Genomic DNA, 17,939 nt, shown 5'->3' with positions numbered 1-17,939 from the left:
GCGTGTCGCGAAATGACTAACGGGATGGCACCGGCGACGTGCTGCGCAGCGCGATCATGCGCCCTTGCGCGCGAACAAGGCATCCAGCCGCTGTTCGTAATCGTGGTAGCCGATGCGCTCGTACAACTCTTCGCGCGTCTGCATGCTTTCCAGCACGGCGTTCTGATGCCCATCGCGGCGGATGGCGGTGTACACCGCTTCGGCGGCCTTGTTGGCAGCGCGGAAGGCAGACAGCGGGAACAACTGGATCGCCACGCCGGCCTGTGCAAGTTGGTCGCGGGTGAACAACGGCGTCTTGCCGAATTCGGTGATGTTGGCCAGCACCGGCACGCGCACCGCATCAACGAAGCGCTGGTAGGTCTCCAGGTCATAGGCGGCCTCGGCAAAGATGCCATCCGCGCCCGCCTCCACGCAGGCAATCGCGCGTTCGATCGCGGCATCCACGCCTTCCATCTGGATCGCATCGGTGCGCGCAATCAGGAAGAACGCCGGATCGGTCTTGGCATCGGCCGCTGCCTTGACCCGGTCCACCATCTCGCCCTGGCTGACGATCTCCTTGCCCGGGCGATGACCGCAGCGCTTGGCGCCGACCTGATCTTCGATATGGCAGCCGGCCGCGCCCGCCTTGATCAGCGACTTGATGGTGCGTTCGATGTTGAACGCGCTCGGCCCGAAGCCGGTGTCCACGTCCACCAGCAACGGCAGAGCGCAGACATCGGTGATGCGGCGCACATCGATCAGCACGTCTTCCAGGGTGTTGATGCCCAGATCCGGCAAGCCCAACGACCCGGCCGCCACCCCGCCGCCGGAAAGATAGATGGCTTGATAGCCGGCGCGTTGCGCCAGCAACGCGTGGTTGGCATTGATGGCGCCGATCACCTGCAGCGGCGATTCGGCGGCCAGGGCTGCGCGGAACCGGGCGCCAGCGGAAGACAGGGGCAAGGACGTCATGGCGATTCCTTAAATGGGATAACTGCATTAGCGCAAGGGGCGTGCCAACCGTAAGCCATTGATGTGACTGATCGCGCGCGCGCGCAGCGTTGCATCAATGAAACAGGCGGAGCACCATGCAACATCACTGAAACGTCAGCGAATCATGGCCCACTCCTCCTTCGTCGCTCCTGCGGATGGCACCCTGCCGGTAATCTGGACGGTCAGCGTGTCCCGCCTGACCGGCCTGCTGGCCGATGTCATTCCCGAGTTCGACCAGCGCGCACGCATCGAGCAGATCAACCTCGGCTTTGCCGAGGCGGTCGAGATCATCGGCCAACGCCTGCGCCGCGAGCGCTGCGATGTGTTGGTGGCTGGCGGCTCCAACGCCGCTTACCTGCGCAGCCGGCTACCGCTGCCGCTGGCGCCGATCCAGGCCACCGGCTTCGACCTGATGGAAGCCCTGGCGCGCGCGCGACGCATCGCACCGCGCATCGGCGTGGTCACCCATGCCACCGACGTGCCGTCATTTCAGCCGTTCCAGGACAGCTTCGCGCTGGACATCGCCCACCGCCGCTTCGTCACTGCCGAGGACGCGCGCGACTGCATCGCCGACCTGCGCGCCAGCGGCATCCAGGTGATCGTCGGGACCGGCATGGCGATCGACTTCGCCGAACAGGCCGGCCTGCCCGGCGTGTTGTTGTACTCGGCCGATTCGGTGCGCCTGGCACTCGACCAGGCAATCGCCCTGGCCACGGCGCCCAGCAGCGCAGCCCCCGCTCTGCGTAGTGCCGCACGCCGCACGCGCAACCAACCGGCCGCACTGCTCGGCGAAGACGCCGCCATAGTGCAGGTGCGTGCACTGGTGCAGCTGTACGCGCCGCACGCCAGCACCGTGTTGATCAGCGGAGAGACCGGCACCGGCAAGGAACTGGTTGCGCGCCAGCTGCACGCCGGCAGCCGCCGCCGGGGCCGGTTCGTGGCGATCAACTGCGGCGCGATTACCGAGTCGCTGCTGGAAGCGGAACTGTTCGGCTACAGCGATGGCGCCTTCACCGGCGCGCGGCGCGGCGGCCACACAGGGCTGATCGAAGCCGCGCAGGACGGCACCCTGTTTCTCGATGAAATCGGCGAGCTCCCACTGCCGCTGCAGACCCGCCTGCTGCGTGTACTGGAAGAACGCGAGGTGCTGCGCGTTGGCGCCACCGTGCCGGTACCGGTCGATGTGCGCGTGGTGGCGGCCAGCCTGCAGCCGCTGCAGACACTCGTCGACCAAGGCCGCTTCCGCCGCGACTTGTTCTATCGCCTGGCCGCCTTGCGCATCGCCCTGCCGCCACTACGGAATCGCCCCGACGACATCGCCTTGTTGCTCACCCACTACGCGCAACACGGCAGCGAGACGGCATTGCCACTCTCGCCCGCTGCGCTGCAGCGGCTGCAACAGCACGCCTGGCCTGGCAACGTGCGTGAGCTACGTAACCTGGTCGAGCGTTTGTGCATCCATTGGAAGGCGCAAGCGCAGGGCCAGGTGAGTCTGGCCCAGCTCGAGGCCTGGGCTCCGGAGCTGGCCGATGCCAGCACGCCGGCCGCCTACGATTCCACATCCGCCGACGCAGCCCGCTCACGCGCGCAACTCACCGCGACATTGGTACGTGCGGCACTGGACCGTGCGCAGGGCAACCGCGCGGCCGCGGCCAAAGCGCTGGGCGTCTCGCGCACCACCCTCTGGCGCTGGATGCAGGCCCAGGGCCTCGCTTCTTCGCAGTGACCGGCGCACGCGCGCGCTTGAGTACTAACGCTAGAACAGATCACCGCGGCGGCTTCGCTAGTGACGCGGCACCTGTGCCCGCAGGCACGCACTACTTGACCGGTGTGTACTCGGATTCGCCGGTGCTCAGGTTGCCGGTCGACTGATCGATGGCGTAGTTGATGGTGCCCACGCCATTGGAAACCTGCAGCACATCGCCACGCAGTACCGCCGGATAGTTCTTGGTCTTCACCCCGTTGCCGAACAGCTCGGGCCGGGTATCGCGAATGATGAAACTCTCGCCGTTGTGCTCAATGCTCAACACGTTCTTCGGCGCCTTGGCGTTGACCCACTTGCCCACGAATTCCTCGCCCATGTCTTTGGCGCAACCGGCCAGCAGGAGCAGGCTCGCAGCCAATGCAGTTCCAAGCAGCGTCTTCATCGCCACTCCTTCGTTGAATCCAGGGCCGAGCAGGATGGCGGTTCTCCCACGGGCCTGCAATAAGCAGACGCCACCGCAATCCCAGTGCGGCCGGTTGGGATTCATCGGCCTGGCAAAAGGGTGACGCACGCCGCAGTGAACACGTCGAACGCGCAGCACGCCGCCACAGCTACCACGCGGCGGTTGGCCCCCGAAGGAGGCGCAGCGTCAGCGCAACATCAGCTGCAGATCGCCGGGCGCAGGCGGCATCACCAGATCGGCCGTGTCCGCCAGGCTCTGTGCCGAGGCGGCTGCAGCGGCCAGATCATCGAAGCACACGCCCAGCTCGCCGACGGTGTAATGGCGCGTCACCGCACCCTGCTCGCTGACGCGCACCTCATACACCGGAAACCGGCGTGTTCCAGCCACCATCATTCGACTTTGCGTACGCATGGGTCTGTCTCCGTCGAGTAGCGCGTCAGGATCGCTGCGCTGCGGCCGGACTGTCGGGGGCTGCCTGCAAGTGAACCGATCGTTCCCATCGCAGCGCTTCGTCCCCACCCCATCCGCACCGCCGCTGCATCTGCGCGCTACCTTCCGCGCACCACCGCTACCGGCAGGTGAAAAACCTCTTACGCGCGGGTGCTCGTTGCGCGTGCATGCAATGCAACTGCAGTTCCACTGCGCTGACCGAGCGCCCTGAGACGACAAAGGCCACCGCAAGGGTGGCCTGGTCTTCGACATCATGGTGGGCGGTACAGGGATCGAACCTGTGACCCTTGCCGTGTGAAGGCAATGCTCTACCGCTGAGCTAACCGCCCGGTGACGCGAGCCGCACATTATAGGGCAGCGGCGGAGATCGTCAACAGTTGTTTACCGAGTGGCGCAACGTACTGAAACCGCCGTGCCGCCGCGCCACGATCACCACGCGCATGCAGCGCACCGGTGGCCCAGTCTTGCGCTCGCCGCGCGCCATCGGCCGCGGCAATTGCCTGCCTTACATCGTGTGGGTCGGCTTATCCGAGGTGGTCAAACCGGCCAGCAGCGTTTCGATCTTGTTGCGCACCGCCTCGCCTTCCGGGCCGTCCGGAAACTGCACGCCGATACCAGCCGCGCGGTTGCCCTGCGCGCCCGCAGGCGTGGTCCACACCACCTTGCCGGCCACCGGGAGACGCTCGCTTGAATCAGGCAGCGTCAACAGCAGAAACACCTCATCGCCCAGCATGTAGCGCTTGGGGGTCGGCACGAAGATGCCGCCACTTTTCACGAACGGCATGTAGGCGCTGTACAGCGCGGCCTTGTCCTTCAACGCCAGCGACAAAATGCCTTGGCGTGCATTCATTGCACTCATCGAGTTCCCCTAGAACGGGCCGGGCGCTCTCCCTCGCGCCAGGCCAGCAACAATTCCGCCACCGCCAGATCGGCGCGGACGGTGGTGCGCAACAAATCACGGGTGCGATTGGCGGCGTCGAACCAGGTCGCCAGCTTGTGCAACCGCGATGGATTGGTCAAGCCGGCCGATGCCTGCGCCAACGCCAGGTCGGCGGCATGCCGCAGACGCTGATCGGCCTGGCCATCGTTGGTCCAGCGCTGCGCCACGTCCACCGCGCCGACGCGGCCACTGGCGATCTGCTCCAGGTCTTGCGCCACGGCGCGGCGCACGGCCAGGCCGTCTTCGCGCAGCCACTGGGCGGCAAGCCCGGGATGGCCACGCGCGGCCTCCAGCGCCTCCTGTGCCGCACGTTCGCTGACGCCTTGAGTCAGCAGCCAGGCCAGCGCTTCGTGGGCCGGCGGCAGTTTGAATTCCAGGCGCTGGCAGCGGCTGCGGATGGTGGCCGGCAAGCGCGCCGGCTGCGCACTGATCAACCACAGGTAGCGGCCCGGCGAGGGTTCTTCCAGCGTCTTGAGCAAGGCATTGCAGGCGGCGCGGTTGATCGCATCGGCCGGGTCGACGATCACCACCTGCGCGATGCCGTACTGCGGCGTCAGCGACAGCTTCTGCGAGATCTCGCGCACCTGTTCGATGACGATCTCGGTGCGCAGCTTGTCGCCGGTGCGGTTGGCAATGAACGACACCAGCTGCAGATCTGGATGCGTGCCGGCGGCGATCAGCTGACGGGTGCGCTGCGCCACTGCCGGATCCGGCGCACTGGCCAGCACGTGCTCGGCCAGCGCCAGCGCCACCGCGCGCTTGCCCAGCCCGTCCGGGCCGCAGATCAGCAGGCCATGCCCGAGCCGGCCGGCATCCAGCGCGGCCAGGGTCTGGTCGTAGGCGCGTTGTTGCCAGGGTGAAAACGCAGGCGTCATGGCGTGGGCTCCGGCTGACGGCGGCGCTGCAGATAGCGCGCCACCGCTGCATTGTGTTCGTCCAGGGTGGCCGAAAACGCATGCGCACCACTGCCATCGCCCACCGCGACGAAGTACAGCGCGTTGCCCGGCGCCGGGCGCACCGCCGCCAGCAGTGCCTCGCGGCCCGGCATGGCGATCGGCGTGGGCGTCAGGCCGGTGCGGGTGTAGGTGTTGTACGGCGTGTCGGTGGTGAGATCGCGGCGGCGGATGTTGCCGTCGTAGCTGCTACCGATGCCGTAGATCACTGTCGGGTCGGTCTGCAGCTTCATGCCCATCTGCAGGCGGCGCACGAACACGCCCGCGATCTGCGGCCGCTCGGTGCCCAGTGCGGTTTCCTTCTCGATGATGGAGGCCAGGATCAACGCCTGTTCGGGCGAGCTCAGCGGCAGTTGCGGGGCGCGCTGTTCCCAGGCCTGCGCCAGCGCCTTGTCCATTGCCGCATGCGCGCGCTTAAGCACGTCCAGGTCGCTGTCGCCGCGCTGGTACAAATACGTTTCGGGCAGAAAGCGCCCTTCCGGATGCTGGCCGGCAAAGCCCAGCCGCGCCATGAGTGCGGCATCGTCCAGGCCCGCGATGGTCTGCCGCAGCGGCGTGGCCGTGCCCAGGGCCGCGCGCAGCTGACGGAAGTTCCAGCCTTCCACCAGGGTAAAGCGGTACTGGATCACCCGGCCCTGGCGCATGCGCAGCAACAGCGCACGCGGCGACAACGCCGGCGTCAGCGCGTATTCGCCCACCTTGAGCTTGCCGGCCGCATCCACCTGGCGGGCCAGCAACTGCCATTCGAGATCACTGCCCTGCTGCACCCCGGCCTCGCGCAGCTTGCGCAGCGTCGCTTTGAGCGAATCGCCGGGCGCGATGACCACGCTGGACGTGCTCGCAGTGACCGGCGTCTCGGCAAAATGCACGTAGTGCCGCCACGCCACCACGGCCGCGATCGCCAGCAGCGCCGCAAGCAACAGCACCGTCCCCAGCACGGCCAGACATCCGCGTTTGCCAGTCACCGCCACACCCACCTCGTCATTGCTCCAGCGCCGCGCAGGATACCGCGCGCCGGTGATGTGCCGTTGAAGTGCTCACGCCGGATCCAGCGCACGCAGCAGCCCGCGCGCCTTGGCACGGGTTTCGTCCAGTTCCCGCTGCGGGTCCGAATCCACCACGATGCCGGCACCGGTGCGGAACCGCACCTGGCTGCCGGCCACTTCGGCGGTACGGATCAGGATGTTCAGATCCATGTCGCCGTCGCGGTTGAGCCAACCGAACGCGCCGGTATAGGCGCCGCGCGCGGTCTGTTCCAGCTCGGCAATGATCTGCATGCAGCGCACCTTCGGGCACCCGGTGATGGTGCCGCCTGGGAATACGGCCGCAATCACCTCGCCGGGCGTGACCCCCTCGCGCAATCGGCCGCGGACATTGCTGACGATGTGATGCACGTGCGCATAGCTCTCTACGCCCATCAGTTCGTCCACCTCCACGCTGCCCGGCGCGCAGATGCGGCCCAGGTCGTTGCGCTCCAGATCGATCAACATCACGTGTTCGGCGCGTTCCTTCGGGTGACCGACCAGCTCGCGGATGCGCGCGGCATCATCGTCGCCCGCGAAGCGTGCACGAGTGCCAGCAATCGGCCGTGTCTGCACCACCTGCCCGTGCACCGACACCAACCGCTCCGGCGAAGAACTCACCACCGCGCGCCCGGCCGCCACGAACAGGCCGGAAAACGGCGCCGGATTGGCCGCACGCAGCCGCGCATGCAAGGCGGCAGGGTCGACGGGCCGATCGAACTGCGCCTGCCAGGCGCGCGAGATATTGGCCTGGAACACATCGCCTGCACGTAGATAGTCCAGCACCCGCAGCACCGCATCGGTGAACTGCTCGGGCGGGTCTTCCTGCACCACCGTCGGCGCTGCCCAGGCAGGCAAGGCGGGCAGGCTGGCGCAGGCGGTGATGTCGTCGTCAATCTGCTGCAGCAGGTCTTCGCGCCCCGGCTCGGCCACGGCGAAGCAGCGCCCGTCCACGCGGTCGCGCAGCACTGCCGCCGGCGCCCGCAGGGCCAATGCCGCGGGCGCGGCGTCGCTGCGCATGGGCAGGCGCAGGATCGGCTCGACCTGTGCGGCCACCTCATAGTCCAGCAGCACCGCCCAGCCACCGCGAAACGGCCACGAACTTTCACCCTCGTGCGGCAGCCGCTCGGCCTGCCAGGCTGCATCCAGGGCGTCGAGAAAGCCGCCTTCCAGCAGTTGGCCGTCACCATTGCGGGTGCAGCCGTCCGGGTCCAGACTCAGCTGCGCGCCCTGCGCCAGCAGCAATACATCCCAACGCCCGTGCGCGGTGCCCGACGCGCTGGATTCCAGCAACGCGGGATACCGCTGCGGTGCCAGGCGATGCAGCGCCAGCAGGTCGATGTCCGCGTGCAGTGGTCGGGTCAGCGTCATCGGCCTGGCTTGGCGTGGAGGGACGGATGCGGCGCTGCGCGCCGGTGACAACCAGCGCGCCGCACACCGCACGGTAAATCAGCAGAAGACACAACGGGCCGAACGCGCGACGCGTTGCAGCCCATCGCGACCCTGCGCCATTGCGGCGCAGGACCAATGGCTCAGATGCGCTTGAACACCAGGGTGCCGTTGGTGCCGCCAAAGCCGAAGCCGTTGGACATCACCGCGTCCACCTGCACCTCGCGCGCCACGTTCGGCACGTAATCCAGATCGCAGCCTTCGCTGGGCTCTTCCAGGTTGATGGTCGGCGGGATGATGCCGGTATGCAGCGCCATCACCGAGAAGATCGCTTCCACGCCGCCGGCCGCACCGAGCAGGTGGCCGGTCATCGACTTGGTCGAGCTGACCATGGTCTTGTACGCATGGTCGCCCAGCGCACGCTTCATCGCCATGGTTTCGGCCAGATCGCCCAGCGGCGTGGAGGTGCCGTGCGCGTTGAGGTAGCCGATCTGCTCGGGGTTGAGCTTGGCATCGCGCATCGCCGCGGCCATGCTGCGCGCCGCGCCTTCGCCGTCTTCACTGGGTGCGGTCATGTGGAACGCATCCGAACTGGCACCGAAACCGACCAGCTCTGCATAGATGCGCGCGCCACGTGCTTTGGCATGTTCGTACTCTTCCAGCACCAGCACGCCGGCGCCGTCGCCCAGCACGAACCCGTCGCGCTGCTTGTCCCACGGACGCGATGCAGCGGTGGGGTCGTCGTTGCGCGTGGACATCGCCTTCATGGCGCAGAACCCGCCCACCGAACTTGGGGACGAACCGCGCTCGGCGCCACCGGCCAGCATCACGTCGGCATCGCCGTGCTGGATCATGCGCATCGCGGTGCCGATCGAATGGTTGGAGGTGGCGCAGGCCGACACGGCCGAGAACGTCGGGCCCTTCAGGCCTTTGATCAGGCTCACCTGGCCCGGCAGCATGTTGATGATGGTGCTGGGCACATAGAACGGCGAAATCTTGCGCGCGCCGCCCTCATGGAATTTGATGGTCTGCTCTTCGATGCCGAGCAGCCCGCCGATACCGGAGCCCAGAATGGCGCCCACGCGTTCGGCATTGCTTTCGTTGATCTCCAGCCCGGAATCGTCCAGCGCCATGAACGAGGCGCCGACACCGTAGTGGATGAACGAATCCATCTTCTTGACGTCCTTGGCGGACACAAAGTGGGTGGGATCGAAATTCTTGATCTCGCCCGCGATCTTGGTGGTGAACTGCGAGGCATCGATCTGCGTGATCGGGCCAATGCCCGAGCGACCGTGGATGATCCCATCCCAACTGGTGGCCAGATCATTGCCCAGCGGCGACACCATGCCCATGCCGGTAACGACAACACGACGACTCATTGCAGATCTCCTCACCACACGACGGACGGTGCTTGCGGTTTACGGTTGACGCTCAAAAACACAGGGCCGCATCAGCGGCCCCATGGGATGTCTGACGCAGCAGCAGCCAAATGCCCGCCACCGCTGTCAGGAACAACGCATCAGCTCTTGACGTGAGCCTTGACGTAGTCAATCGCCTGCTGGACCGACGTGATCTTCTCAGCTTCTTCGTCCGGGATTTCGCACTCGAACTCTTCTTCCAGCGCCATCACCAGCTCGACGGTGTCCAGCGAGTCGGCACCCAGGTCATCGACGAACGATGCGCTGGTGGTGACTTCCTCTTCCTTGACGCCGAGTTGTTCGACGACGATTTTCTTGACGCGTTCTTCGATGGTGCTCATTGAGATATCGCTCCAGATGGAGTAGTGGTGGTACAAAAAAAACGCCATCGCCGCTGCGATGGCCGCGTTGGATAGTGTAGTGGAAGCGACCGGGCCTTGCATTGCATCACAAATCTCGGCCGATCAGCCACTTAGCGCCTCCCGGCGCCGCACGCTCACGGCATGTACATGCCGCCGTTGACGTGCAGGGTCTCACCAGTGATGTAACGGGCGGTCGGGCCAGCCAGGAATGCCACCGCATTGGCGATGTCGTCCGGCTGCCCCAGATGGCCCAGCGCGATCTGCTGCAGCAACGCCGTCTTGGCATCCTCCGGCAGCGCCTTGGTCATGTCGGTATCGATGAAGCCGGGCGCGACCACATTGACAGTGACCCCGCGCGAGCCGATTTCCTTGGCCAGCGACTTGGAGAACGCAATGATGCCGGCCTTGGCCGCCGCGTAGTTGGTCTGCCCCGGATTACCGGTCACACCCACCACCGAGGCGATGTTGATGATGCGGCCCTTGCGCGCTTTCATCATGCCGCGCATCACCGCCTTGGATGTCCGGAAGACACTGGTCAGGTTGGTGTCGATGATCGCCTGCCAATCGTCTTCCTTCATCCGCATCAGCAGGTTGTCGCGGGTGATGCCGGCGTTGTTGACCAGGATCGAGACCGCACCGAACTCCTTGCCGATCGCATCGATCAAGGCATCGACCGCGGCTGCATCGGTGACATTGAGCTCCCGGCCGTGGCCGCCGTTGGGAGCCAGGCGCTCGCCGATGGCAGCGGCCCCGGAGGCGGAGGTGGCCGTGCCGATCACCGTGGCGCCCTGGGCGGCCAGCGTATCGGCGATGGCCGCGCCAATGCCGCGGCTGGCACCGGTGACCAGAGCGATCTCGCCCTGCAATGGCTTGCTCATGTTGCTGTTCCTCGAGAGGGGACGTCGCAACCGCGGTTGCGAGCGTCGAGGGCCGGCATCACCGGCAAATCGGTCAACTCAGTGCGCCCACGCATCCAGCGCGCCGGCATAATCGGCCGGGGTCGCGAGCGAACGGGCATCCAGGCTCTTGTCGATACGCTTGATCAGCCCGCTCAGCACCTTGCCCGGGCCGCATTCGGCGATCCGGGTAATGCCCTGCGCGGCCAGCGCCTGCACGCAGCCGGTCCACTGCACCGGCAGATACAGCTGCTCGACCAGGGCCTGGCGGATCGCCTCGTGGCCGGCGTGCACCTGCGCGTCGACGTTCTGCACCACCGAAATCTGCGGCGTGTGCCAGGTCAACCCGGCCATCGCTTCACCCAACTGGTTGGCCGCCTCGCGCATCAGCGGGGTGTGCGACGGCACGCTCACCGCCAGCTTGACCGCCTTGCGCACGCCGCGCTCGGCCAGCAACGCCAGCGCGCGATCCACCGCCGCCGCATCGCCACCGATCACGATCTGACCGGGCGAATTGAAGTTGGCCGGCACCACCACCTGACTGCCCGAGGCCTCGACACAGACCTCGCGCACCAACGCGTCCTCGGCGCCCAATACCGCGGCCATCGCGCCGACGCCGGCGGGCGCCGCGGCCTGCATGAACTGCCCGCGCAGCCGCACCAGGTGGGCACCGTCGTGCAGCGACAAGGCGCCGGCAGCGACCAGCGCGGTGTACTCGCCAAGGCTATGGCCGGCCAGCACCGCCGGTCGTTCGCCGCGCTGCGCGTTCCACAGGCGCCACACCGCCACACCGGCGGCCAGCAACGCCGGCTGGGTGTATTCGGTGCGGTTGAGCATCTCTTCCGGGCCGCCCTGCGACAGGGCCCACAGATCGACGCCGGCGCCATCGGAGGCCTCGACGAAGGTCTCGCGGATCTGCGGATGCAGTTCGGCAAGTTCAGCCAGCATGCCCAGGGACTGCGAGCCCTGGCCGGGAAACACGAAAGCGAGCGTAGATTCGGTCACGCGTTGCTGCCTACAAAAATCGAGCCGGGATGATACGTGCGAAATCGCCCGGCCGTCTGTACTGACGCGTATGCAAGACGCCAACGGCCGCGCCGCACAGGCGTCTGGCGGTAGGGTCTGAGCAGGTCAATGTCGCCGTTGAGGAGCCAGTCCAGGCACGGCATCGACAGCTTCAACGCGGTGGTCGCGTAGATCGCCGGGCGCGCTCTGGCGCGTCAGCTGGGCGTGGAGGAGAGGCGGGTCAGATGCGCGAAACGCGCGGTTACTTGACCAGCGGGCGCAGGCAGTCCGCACACGAACGCGCTGTCGCTAAGCACCAGTGGCGTGCCCCTGACAACGCTCTACCGCGCCTGCCCGCAGGCCGTCACCCGCAACACCTTGACCGCCTGAGCCCGCAGCGCGCTGCGCCGGCTACATTCCTCGCAGGCACCGCATCACCGCCACGCCGCGGCGGTGGAGGCAGGACATCCAGGCCCCAGTGGCGTGCGAGAACGTTGCGTGTGTCGATCAAGACTGCGCGGCGGCTGCACTGCGTCAGGGAGACTCACTGACACATCAGCCCGCAATGGCAAGGCTCTTTGCACCAACAGAACCTCAAGCGCAAAAAGACACCGCCGGCAAACGCGGCAGTGCCTGCGCAGATCAGTAGCGCAGCAGCGCCGAGCCCCAGGTAAATCCGCCACCGAAGGCTTCCAGCAGTAGCAACTGCCCACGCTGCACGCGACCGGAGCGAACCGCTTCGTCCAGCGCGAGCGGCACCGAAGCCGACGAAGTATTGCCATGCCGGTCGACGGTGACCACCACCTGCTCCATCGGCAGATCCAGCCGCTTGGCGGTGGCTTCGATGATGCGCAGATTGGCCTGATGCGGGATCAGCCAGTCCAGGTCGTGCTTGTCCAGGCCATTGGCGGCGAGGGTTTCATCGACCACCGAGTCCAGCGCCTTGACGGCGTACTTGAACACGTCGTTGCCCTTCATCAGCAACGCGCCACCGCCGTTCTTGCCTTCGCCGAAGCCAACCGACACACCGACCGGATCCCACAGCAATTCCTTCTTGCTGCCATCGGCATGCAGATGGGTGCTGAGGATGCCGGTGTCTTCGTCGGCCTTGAGCACGACCGCGCCCGCACCGTCGCCAAACAGCACGCAGGTGGTGCGATCGGTCCAGTCGACGATCCGGGTCAGCGTTTCGGCGCCAACCACCAGCACGGTCTTGGCGTCGCCACTGCGAACGAACTTGTCGGCCACGCTGAGCGCGTAGACGAAGCCCGAGCAGGCCGCGTTGACGTCGAATGCACCGCAGCCGACATTGCCCAGCCGCGCCTGCAACAGGCACGCAGTGGACGGGAAAATCAGGTCCGGGGTGGTAGTGCCGACAACGATCAGGTCGATCTCGTCGGCGGTGACACCGGCCGCTTCCATCGCCTTCAGCGAGGCGAAGTACGCCAGATCGCTGGTGGTCTGGTCGTCGGCAACGATGTGACGTTCACGGATGCCGGTACGCGAGCGGATCCATTCATCGCTGGTGTCGACGATCTTGGACATATCGTCGTTGGTCAACACCTTTTCGGGCAAATAGCTACCCGTGCCCGCGATTCTGGAGTAGATCCGCTTGCTCATACTGTTCCTTGGTGCAAGAGCCGCGGTGATTGGCGGCTCCGGAAGTATCGAGGGTCACCCGCCTGCAAAACTGCGGCGGGTGCCACGGATCAATCTTCTTGGACGGCCGACGACTTGGTCGTGATCACCTTCTTGCCGCGGTAGTAACCGTCAGCGGTGATGTGGTGGCGCAGATGGATCTCGCCGCTGGTCGGGTCGGTCGACAGCTGCTTGGCGGTCAGGGCATCGTGCGAACGACGCTGGCCGCGGCGGGACGGGGTGACTCGGGATTTCTGCACAGCCATGGGATTGCTCCAAACTTAAGTTCGATAACTTTTCTGTTGAGTCGAACAGGACTGTACGCCCGCGCCGACCTGTGTTTCCGCCCTTAACAGCGGCGGTTACTGTTTCTTCAACGCCGCCAGCGCCGCGAACGGACTGGCCTTGTCTTGCTCTTCCTGGGTCGGAACCCACTCGGCCTCGACTGCCTCGCTCCCCGGCGCCATCGGCACCACGGGAACCGCCAGCACCAGCTCGTCCTCCACCAGGTCCACTGCCCGCAGCATGCCGTCGTCGGGCACCAGCAAAGCTTCGTAGTCGGGCGGCAACGCGGCCTCATCGGCCTCGTCGCGGATCAAGCCGAGTCGCTGCCTGATCTGCACCGGATACAGAAAACGCTGCAGGCTGCGCTGGCATTCCAGCGGCAGCGCGACATCGATACTGAGTTCGACATAGGCGACCTTCAACAGATCGTCCTGATCGAACTGAAGCGAATAGACACATTCGCCCTCGGTATCAACCAGGCTTCCCTGAAGACGGGTCATCGCAGATAGCGGGATGCGGCCGTCGAAGCGCCTGCGCGCTGCGACCATCCGCCAAGCATCCAGCATTTCGGGCACGTTCGCGGACATAAGCCGCAGAATGTTAAAGACCCGCCGGGGCCATGTCAAATCTGCCGCCACTGGGATTGTGGCCCGGCGCCTGGGCCGGCAGACTCCCCTGCCTTCCCTCGCGGTGCGCCCATGATGCCACGCCTACTCCTGGCCTCCACGTCTGCCTACCGTCGCGAGCTGCTGGGCCGCCTGCACCTGGACTTCGACACCGCCCGCCCCGAGGTGGACGAGCACGCCCTGCCCGGCGAAACGCCGCAGGCGCTTGCGACCCGGCTGGCCAGCGAGAAGGCGCGCGCCGTGGCGGTGCGCTTCCCGGATGCCTGGGTGATCGGCTCGGACCAGGTCGCCGACCTGGACGGCGAGGCACTTGGCAAGCCGGGCACGCTGGAGCAGGCGCGCGCCCAGCTGACGCGCATGTCCGGCCGCACGGTGCGCTTCCAGACCGCCGTCAGCCTGATCGGCCCTGACGGGTTTGCCGCGCACGCGCTGGACCTTACCGACGTCCAGGTGCGGATCCTGCAGCCGCAGGAGATCGAACATTACCTGGCTGCCGAACCGGCGCTGGATTGTGCCGGCAGCTTCAAATGCGAGGGCCTGGGCATCACCTTGTTCGACGCAATCCGCAGCAACGACCCTACCGCCCTGGTCGGCCTGCCGCTGATCGCAGTGGCGCGGTTGCTGCGGCAGGCGGGATTTTCGCTGCCTTGAAGCTGCCTCAGCCCGCCTGGCGCAGCGTGCAAAACTGATACGGATAGACGGTTTGCCCAATGCGTGAGAGCAACGTGCGGCACTGCGCCGGATCCAGCGTCAGCCCGTACGCAACCAGGCGCTGCTGCGCCGCGTCGCGAATGGCCCGATCGGCCGCCGCGATATCCAGCTCCCTGGCCTTGGGCACGACCAACAGGCAGCGGCCGGGCGTGGAAGCAGCCAGCTCGGCGCGCAGACCCCGGGCGATCAGCCAACGCAGGCGTGCGCAGTCCGACTGCGCATCCCACCCGAACTGCTGCGCCCAGCGATTCATGCGATCCACTCGCATCTGCTGTTTGTCGCGCGCCGCACCGAGCATCGCGTAAACCTGCGGGCGTTCGGCCACCAGGGTGCGCACGCGCGCCCGATACGCATCGGTCTCGCTGATGTTGGTTGCGACCCCGATGTAACGGGCCTGCTGCGGCAATAGGGTGACGCGCCATGACTGCGGCTCATCGCCGACCAGCAAGACCGTTGCCCGTGCCGGATCGATGATCTGCGGTTGCGTGACCTCAAACGCAGCGCGCGCCCAGGGCTCGTGCCCCCAATCCTTCCAGCCGGCCACCGCCACCAGCGCGCACAGCCCGATCAACCACGCAGCCTTGTGATCGGCACGTTGCGCAAACGCATGCCGGCAACAGATCCACAGCACCACCGGCGCCAGCAATTCCAGCACAACCAGATAGCGGTGGATGCTGAAGATGGCCTGCCACAACACATAGGCCGTGGCCACGAACACCAGCACCACAGTGGCCGAGCGGTCCAGCCCAACCCCGGCAACCCGGCGACGCAGCACAGCGCGCGCAGCCACGATCAGTACCAGCGCATACAGCACGGCCCACAGTGCCTGCACCAATCCCAGGTCGCCGATACGTTGCGGCTTCAACGTAAACAGCAGCGGCCAGAGCAGGTGTTCGCCGAGATTGCGCGGCAGCCAGCGCGTGTCGGCGATCGACACAGGCGCGGCCAACGGGGATTTGAACAGCCCGTTGAACTGCGGGAATAACGGGTTGCCCAGGTGTTGCCAGACCTGCCAGTACCACGGCCCGGCCACCAGCACGAACACACCGCCCGCGACGACGATCACGATGCCCAGCGCCAGCAGCCGTGCCCGCAGGCGCGCGCCATCGCACATCAGCGCGGGCACCAGCGCGAGGGCGTAGAGCGCATTGGTCAACTTGAACGCGACCGCCAGACCCAGCAACGCGCCCGCACACGCCCATAGAAGGTGTCGGGACAATCGGTACTCATCGCGTAGGCCAGTATCCGGTCAGGGGGCGGGAACGGTGAATGGCTGCTCCCACCAGTCCTCGACGCTGCCGTCGTGGCCGTGCAGGCGCAAACCCAACCAATGCGTGCCGGGCGTCAGCGCGCGCGCGTCCAACGTGGCAGTGAAGCCGACGCGGGGATGTTGCGGGTCGGTGGAGATTTTCCAGTACGGGCGCACATCCAGGGTGGCGCCGTAGTCGGCGCGTCCAGCGGGGCGACCATCGACCAGCAGCTCGACACGTGACAGGCCCACGCCGTCCTTGAAGGCCCAGCCACGCACCTGGATGGTGGCCGTGGCGGCAACGCCAGGCAGCGGCGTATCGATCCACGCCATCGCAGGCGCGATGCAGGGGCCGGGCTGGCGTTGCGCCGGCAGTGCGAACAGCAGGAAGCGCTGGTAGCCGTGGTCGGTGGAGACCACCTTGGGCGGCGGCAGCGGCCCGACCATGGCGCAGATGGCGTGGTAACGCGTGAGCAGATCGCGGTAGCGCTGATCGCTGGGCGAGAGCACCAGCAGGCGCGGGCCGCTGCGTTCGCCATGGCTGAGCAGCCCCCACTGGGCCAGTTGCGCCGAGCGGCCATGTTTGTCGTTCAGATCAGCCTGCAGCACTTCGATCTGTGCATCGTGCAATTGGAAGCCGAGCTCGGCGCCTACCTTGAAGTTTTCCGCCAGCACGCGGGTGCCGGGCGGCAGCTGCGCGAGTTCGGTCTTGACCGCGCGCGCCAGGTCTTTCCAGCCGGCAAAATTGCGCGGGTAGTATTTTTCGCCCGCCGCTTGCGCACGGATCGCCGGCACCGACACCGCCAGGTAATAGCTGTAGGCGCCCAACATGCCGAGCAGCGCGATCAGCCAGGTGGCACGCCGCAGCGGGCGTGGCCAGCGCATCAGGATCACCGGCGCGGCGACCAGCAGGGCGAGATAGCCCGGCAACGGCCAGTGGAAGCTGATCCGCTCGGCATCGCTGAAGAACCCCAGCACGAAGATCGCCAGCGTGGAAATGCCGCCCAGCAGGCCGAAGTAGCGCCACTGCGCACGCGAGCCGCCACTCCCGGCACGGGTGCCGGCCAGGCTGACCTTGACCATCGCCCAAGCCAGCAATGGCGTCACCAGCGCGGCCTGGATCAGCAAAAACCACAGCCCGGTGATCTGGAATGTCCACGGATGCCGGTCTACCAGCTGAAAGCGCAGGCCCGCCTCGTCATGGTCGGTGTTCCAGAACAACAGCGGCAGCCAGCTCATGGCGCCTACCGTCAGCGCCATCCAGATGCGTGGGTCGCGCAAGACCGCACGCCCCTGCGGAATGCACAGCAATGCAATGCAGCCCACCCCGATCACACCGACAAAGCGGTAGTGGCTCAGTGCACCGATGACCAGGCCGATGGCGAGCTCCAGCGCGCTGGTGGCATCGACCTCGCGCAACAGCCGCGCGCCCGCATCCATGCACAGCACCGCTGCCAATGCCATGGGCACGTCGGGCACCGCCAGGATGCCAAGCGTGGCCGACAGCGGCATCAGCAAGGTCAGGCTGCCGGCCTGCCAGCCCAGTGTGGAGCCGAACCAGCGCGTGGCGATGTGCGCAACCAGCCACGGCAGCAGCGCAGCGATGGCCAGAAACGGCAACCGCAGCGCCAGTAAATGGTGCCCGCCAAGTTCCACGCCCAGGCGCGTCAGCCACGCGGTCATGCCCGGCAGATCCGAGTACGCCGCCGCCAGATGCTGGCCTTCCTGCCAGTAAAACGCCTCGTCCACGAACAGCGGCAGACGCGCGGCAATCAATAGCTTGACGGCCGTCGCCAGTGTCCACAGGATCACGAAGGTGCGATGTGCGCGTTGGTCCCCTGGCATTGCCCTGTGC

Annotated in this window: 18 protein-coding genes and 1 tRNA gene; 2 read left to right on the top strand and 17 right to left on the bottom strand. The window is 66.5% G+C overall.

From position 1 onward, the window contains the following. Positions 1-54: 54 nt before the first annotated feature. Positions 55-951, bottom strand: a complete 897-nt coding sequence (gene prpB / locus QRM89_RS02400; protein ID WP_012439038.1) for a methylisocitrate lyase — start codon at positions 949-951, stop codon at positions 55-57. 145 nt (positions 952-1,096) lie between these two features. Here prpB and prpR point away from each other — a divergent pair, with 145 nt between their 5' ends. Continuing rightward, positions 1,097-2,698 carry a propionate catabolism operon regulatory protein PrpR gene (prpR, locus tag QRM89_RS02395; protein WP_285447189.1) on the top strand — a complete coding sequence of 534 codons (1,602 nt, stop codon included), beginning with the start codon at positions 1,097-1,099 and terminating at the stop codon, positions 2,696-2,698. Between the two features lie 91 nt (positions 2,699-2,789). On the opposite strand, the gene QRM89_RS02390 is transcribed toward prpR, so the two are convergent. The 14 genes from QRM89_RS02390 to QRM89_RS02325 all read right to left on the bottom strand — a co-directional run bounded on the left by QRM89_RS02390 (position 2,790) and on the right by QRM89_RS02325 (position 14,085). After that, on the bottom strand, positions 2,790-3,119 hold the full coding sequence (locus QRM89_RS02390; RefSeq protein ID WP_014506900.1) for a hypothetical protein: 330 nt from the start codon (positions 3,117-3,119) through the stop codon (positions 2,790-2,792). Between the two features lie 207 nt (positions 3,120-3,326). After that, positions 3,327-3,551 (bottom strand): hypothetical protein, encoded by a 225-nt coding sequence (locus QRM89_RS02385; RefSeq protein ID WP_042595045.1) that lies wholly within the window; start codon positions 3,549-3,551, stop codon positions 3,327-3,329. A gap of 293 nt (positions 3,552-3,844) precedes the next feature. After that, positions 3,845-3,919 (bottom strand) — tRNA-Val (locus tag QRM89_RS02380). 176 nt (positions 3,920-4,095) lie between these two features. Beyond that, positions 4,096-4,449: a PilZ domain-containing protein gene (locus QRM89_RS02375; protein ID WP_011036225.1), complete on the bottom strand. Its 354-nt coding sequence runs from the start codon at positions 4,447-4,449 to the stop codon at positions 4,096-4,098. Next, positions 4,446-5,405, bottom strand: a complete 960-nt coding sequence (locus QRM89_RS02370) for a DNA polymerase III subunit delta' (protein ID WP_285447188.1) — start codon at positions 5,403-5,405, stop codon at positions 4,446-4,448. Before QRM89_RS02370 ends, QRM89_RS02375 begins: the two co-directional genes overlap by 4 nt. Next, positions 5,402-6,460, bottom strand: a complete 1,059-nt coding sequence (gene mltG / locus QRM89_RS02365; RefSeq protein ID WP_285447187.1) for an endolytic transglycosylase MltG — start codon at positions 6,458-6,460, stop codon at positions 5,402-5,404. The genes QRM89_RS02370 and mltG overlap by 4 nt, the downstream gene beginning before the upstream one ends. Before the next feature lie 60 nt (positions 6,461-6,520). Beyond that, complete coding sequence (locus QRM89_RS02360; protein WP_285447186.1) at positions 6,521-7,876, bottom strand: aminodeoxychorismate synthase component I; 1,356 nt, start codon at positions 7,874-7,876, stop codon at positions 6,521-6,523. A 161-nt stretch (positions 7,877-8,037) separates the two neighbouring features. Continuing rightward, the gene (gene fabF, locus QRM89_RS02355; RefSeq protein ID WP_285447185.1) at positions 8,038-9,273 is read right to left on the bottom strand and encodes a beta-ketoacyl-ACP synthase II; all 1,236 of its coding nucleotides are present in this window, start codon (positions 9,271-9,273) and stop codon (positions 8,038-8,040) included. Positions 9,274-9,413: 140 nt separating this feature from the next. After that, positions 9,414-9,653 (bottom strand): acyl carrier protein, encoded by a 240-nt coding sequence (acpP, locus tag QRM89_RS02350; RefSeq protein WP_002814322.1) that lies wholly within the window; start codon positions 9,651-9,653, stop codon positions 9,414-9,416. Positions 9,654-9,808: 155 nt separating this feature from the next. Next, on the bottom strand, positions 9,809-10,552 hold the full coding sequence (fabG, locus tag QRM89_RS02345; RefSeq protein WP_225041682.1) for a 3-oxoacyl-ACP reductase FabG: 744 nt from the start codon (positions 10,550-10,552) through the stop codon (positions 9,809-9,811). Positions 10,553-10,630: 78 nt separating this feature from the next. After that, complete coding sequence (fabD, locus tag QRM89_RS02340) at positions 10,631-11,575, bottom strand: ACP S-malonyltransferase (protein ID WP_285447184.1); 945 nt, start codon at positions 11,573-11,575, stop codon at positions 10,631-10,633. A gap of 642 nt (positions 11,576-12,217) precedes the next feature. Beyond that, positions 12,218-13,195 carry a beta-ketoacyl-ACP synthase III gene (locus QRM89_RS02335; RefSeq protein WP_042595038.1) on the bottom strand — a complete coding sequence of 326 codons (978 nt, stop codon included), beginning with the start codon at positions 13,193-13,195 and terminating at the stop codon, positions 12,218-12,220. An 89-nt stretch (positions 13,196-13,284) separates the two neighbouring features. Further along, the gene (gene rpmF / locus QRM89_RS02330) at positions 13,285-13,479 is read right to left on the bottom strand and encodes a 50S ribosomal protein L32 (RefSeq protein WP_010368401.1); all 195 of its coding nucleotides are present in this window, start codon (positions 13,477-13,479) and stop codon (positions 13,285-13,287) included. Positions 13,480-13,575: 96 nt separating this feature from the next. Next, on the bottom strand, positions 13,576-14,085 hold the full coding sequence (locus QRM89_RS02325; RefSeq protein ID WP_011036217.1) for a YceD family protein: 510 nt from the start codon (positions 14,083-14,085) through the stop codon (positions 13,576-13,578). A gap of 111 nt (positions 14,086-14,196) precedes the next feature. On the opposite strand from QRM89_RS02325, the gene QRM89_RS02320 reads away from it, so the two are divergent. Then, positions 14,197-14,775 (top strand): nucleoside triphosphate pyrophosphatase, encoded by a 579-nt coding sequence (locus QRM89_RS02320; RefSeq protein WP_076036262.1) that lies wholly within the window; start codon positions 14,197-14,199, stop codon positions 14,773-14,775. Positions 14,776-14,782: 7 nt separating this feature from the next. Here QRM89_RS02320 and QRM89_RS02315 read toward each other — a convergent pair whose 3' ends face one another. Together QRM89_RS02315 and QRM89_RS02310 are read right to left on the bottom strand one after the other, a co-directional pair. Continuing rightward, complete coding sequence (locus tag QRM89_RS02315; protein ID WP_285447183.1) at positions 14,783-16,054, bottom strand: hypothetical protein; 1,272 nt, start codon at positions 16,052-16,054, stop codon at positions 14,783-14,785. A gap of 30 nt (positions 16,055-16,084) precedes the next feature. Continuing rightward, positions 16,085-17,929, bottom strand: coding sequence for a glycosyltransferase family 39 protein (locus QRM89_RS02310; RefSeq protein WP_285447182.1), 1,845 nt, complete (start codon positions 17,927-17,929; stop codon positions 16,085-16,087). Between the last annotated feature and the right edge of the window lie 10 nt (positions 17,930-17,939).

This window comes from Xanthomonas sp. LMC-A-07, from assembly GCF_030208825.1.
Lineage (GTDB): Bacteria > Pseudomonadota > Gammaproteobacteria > Xanthomonadales > Xanthomonadaceae > Xanthomonas > Xanthomonas campestris.
The sequence above is the reverse complement of the archived record's forward strand: the minus strand, read 5'-3'. Positions and strand labels throughout refer to the sequence as shown.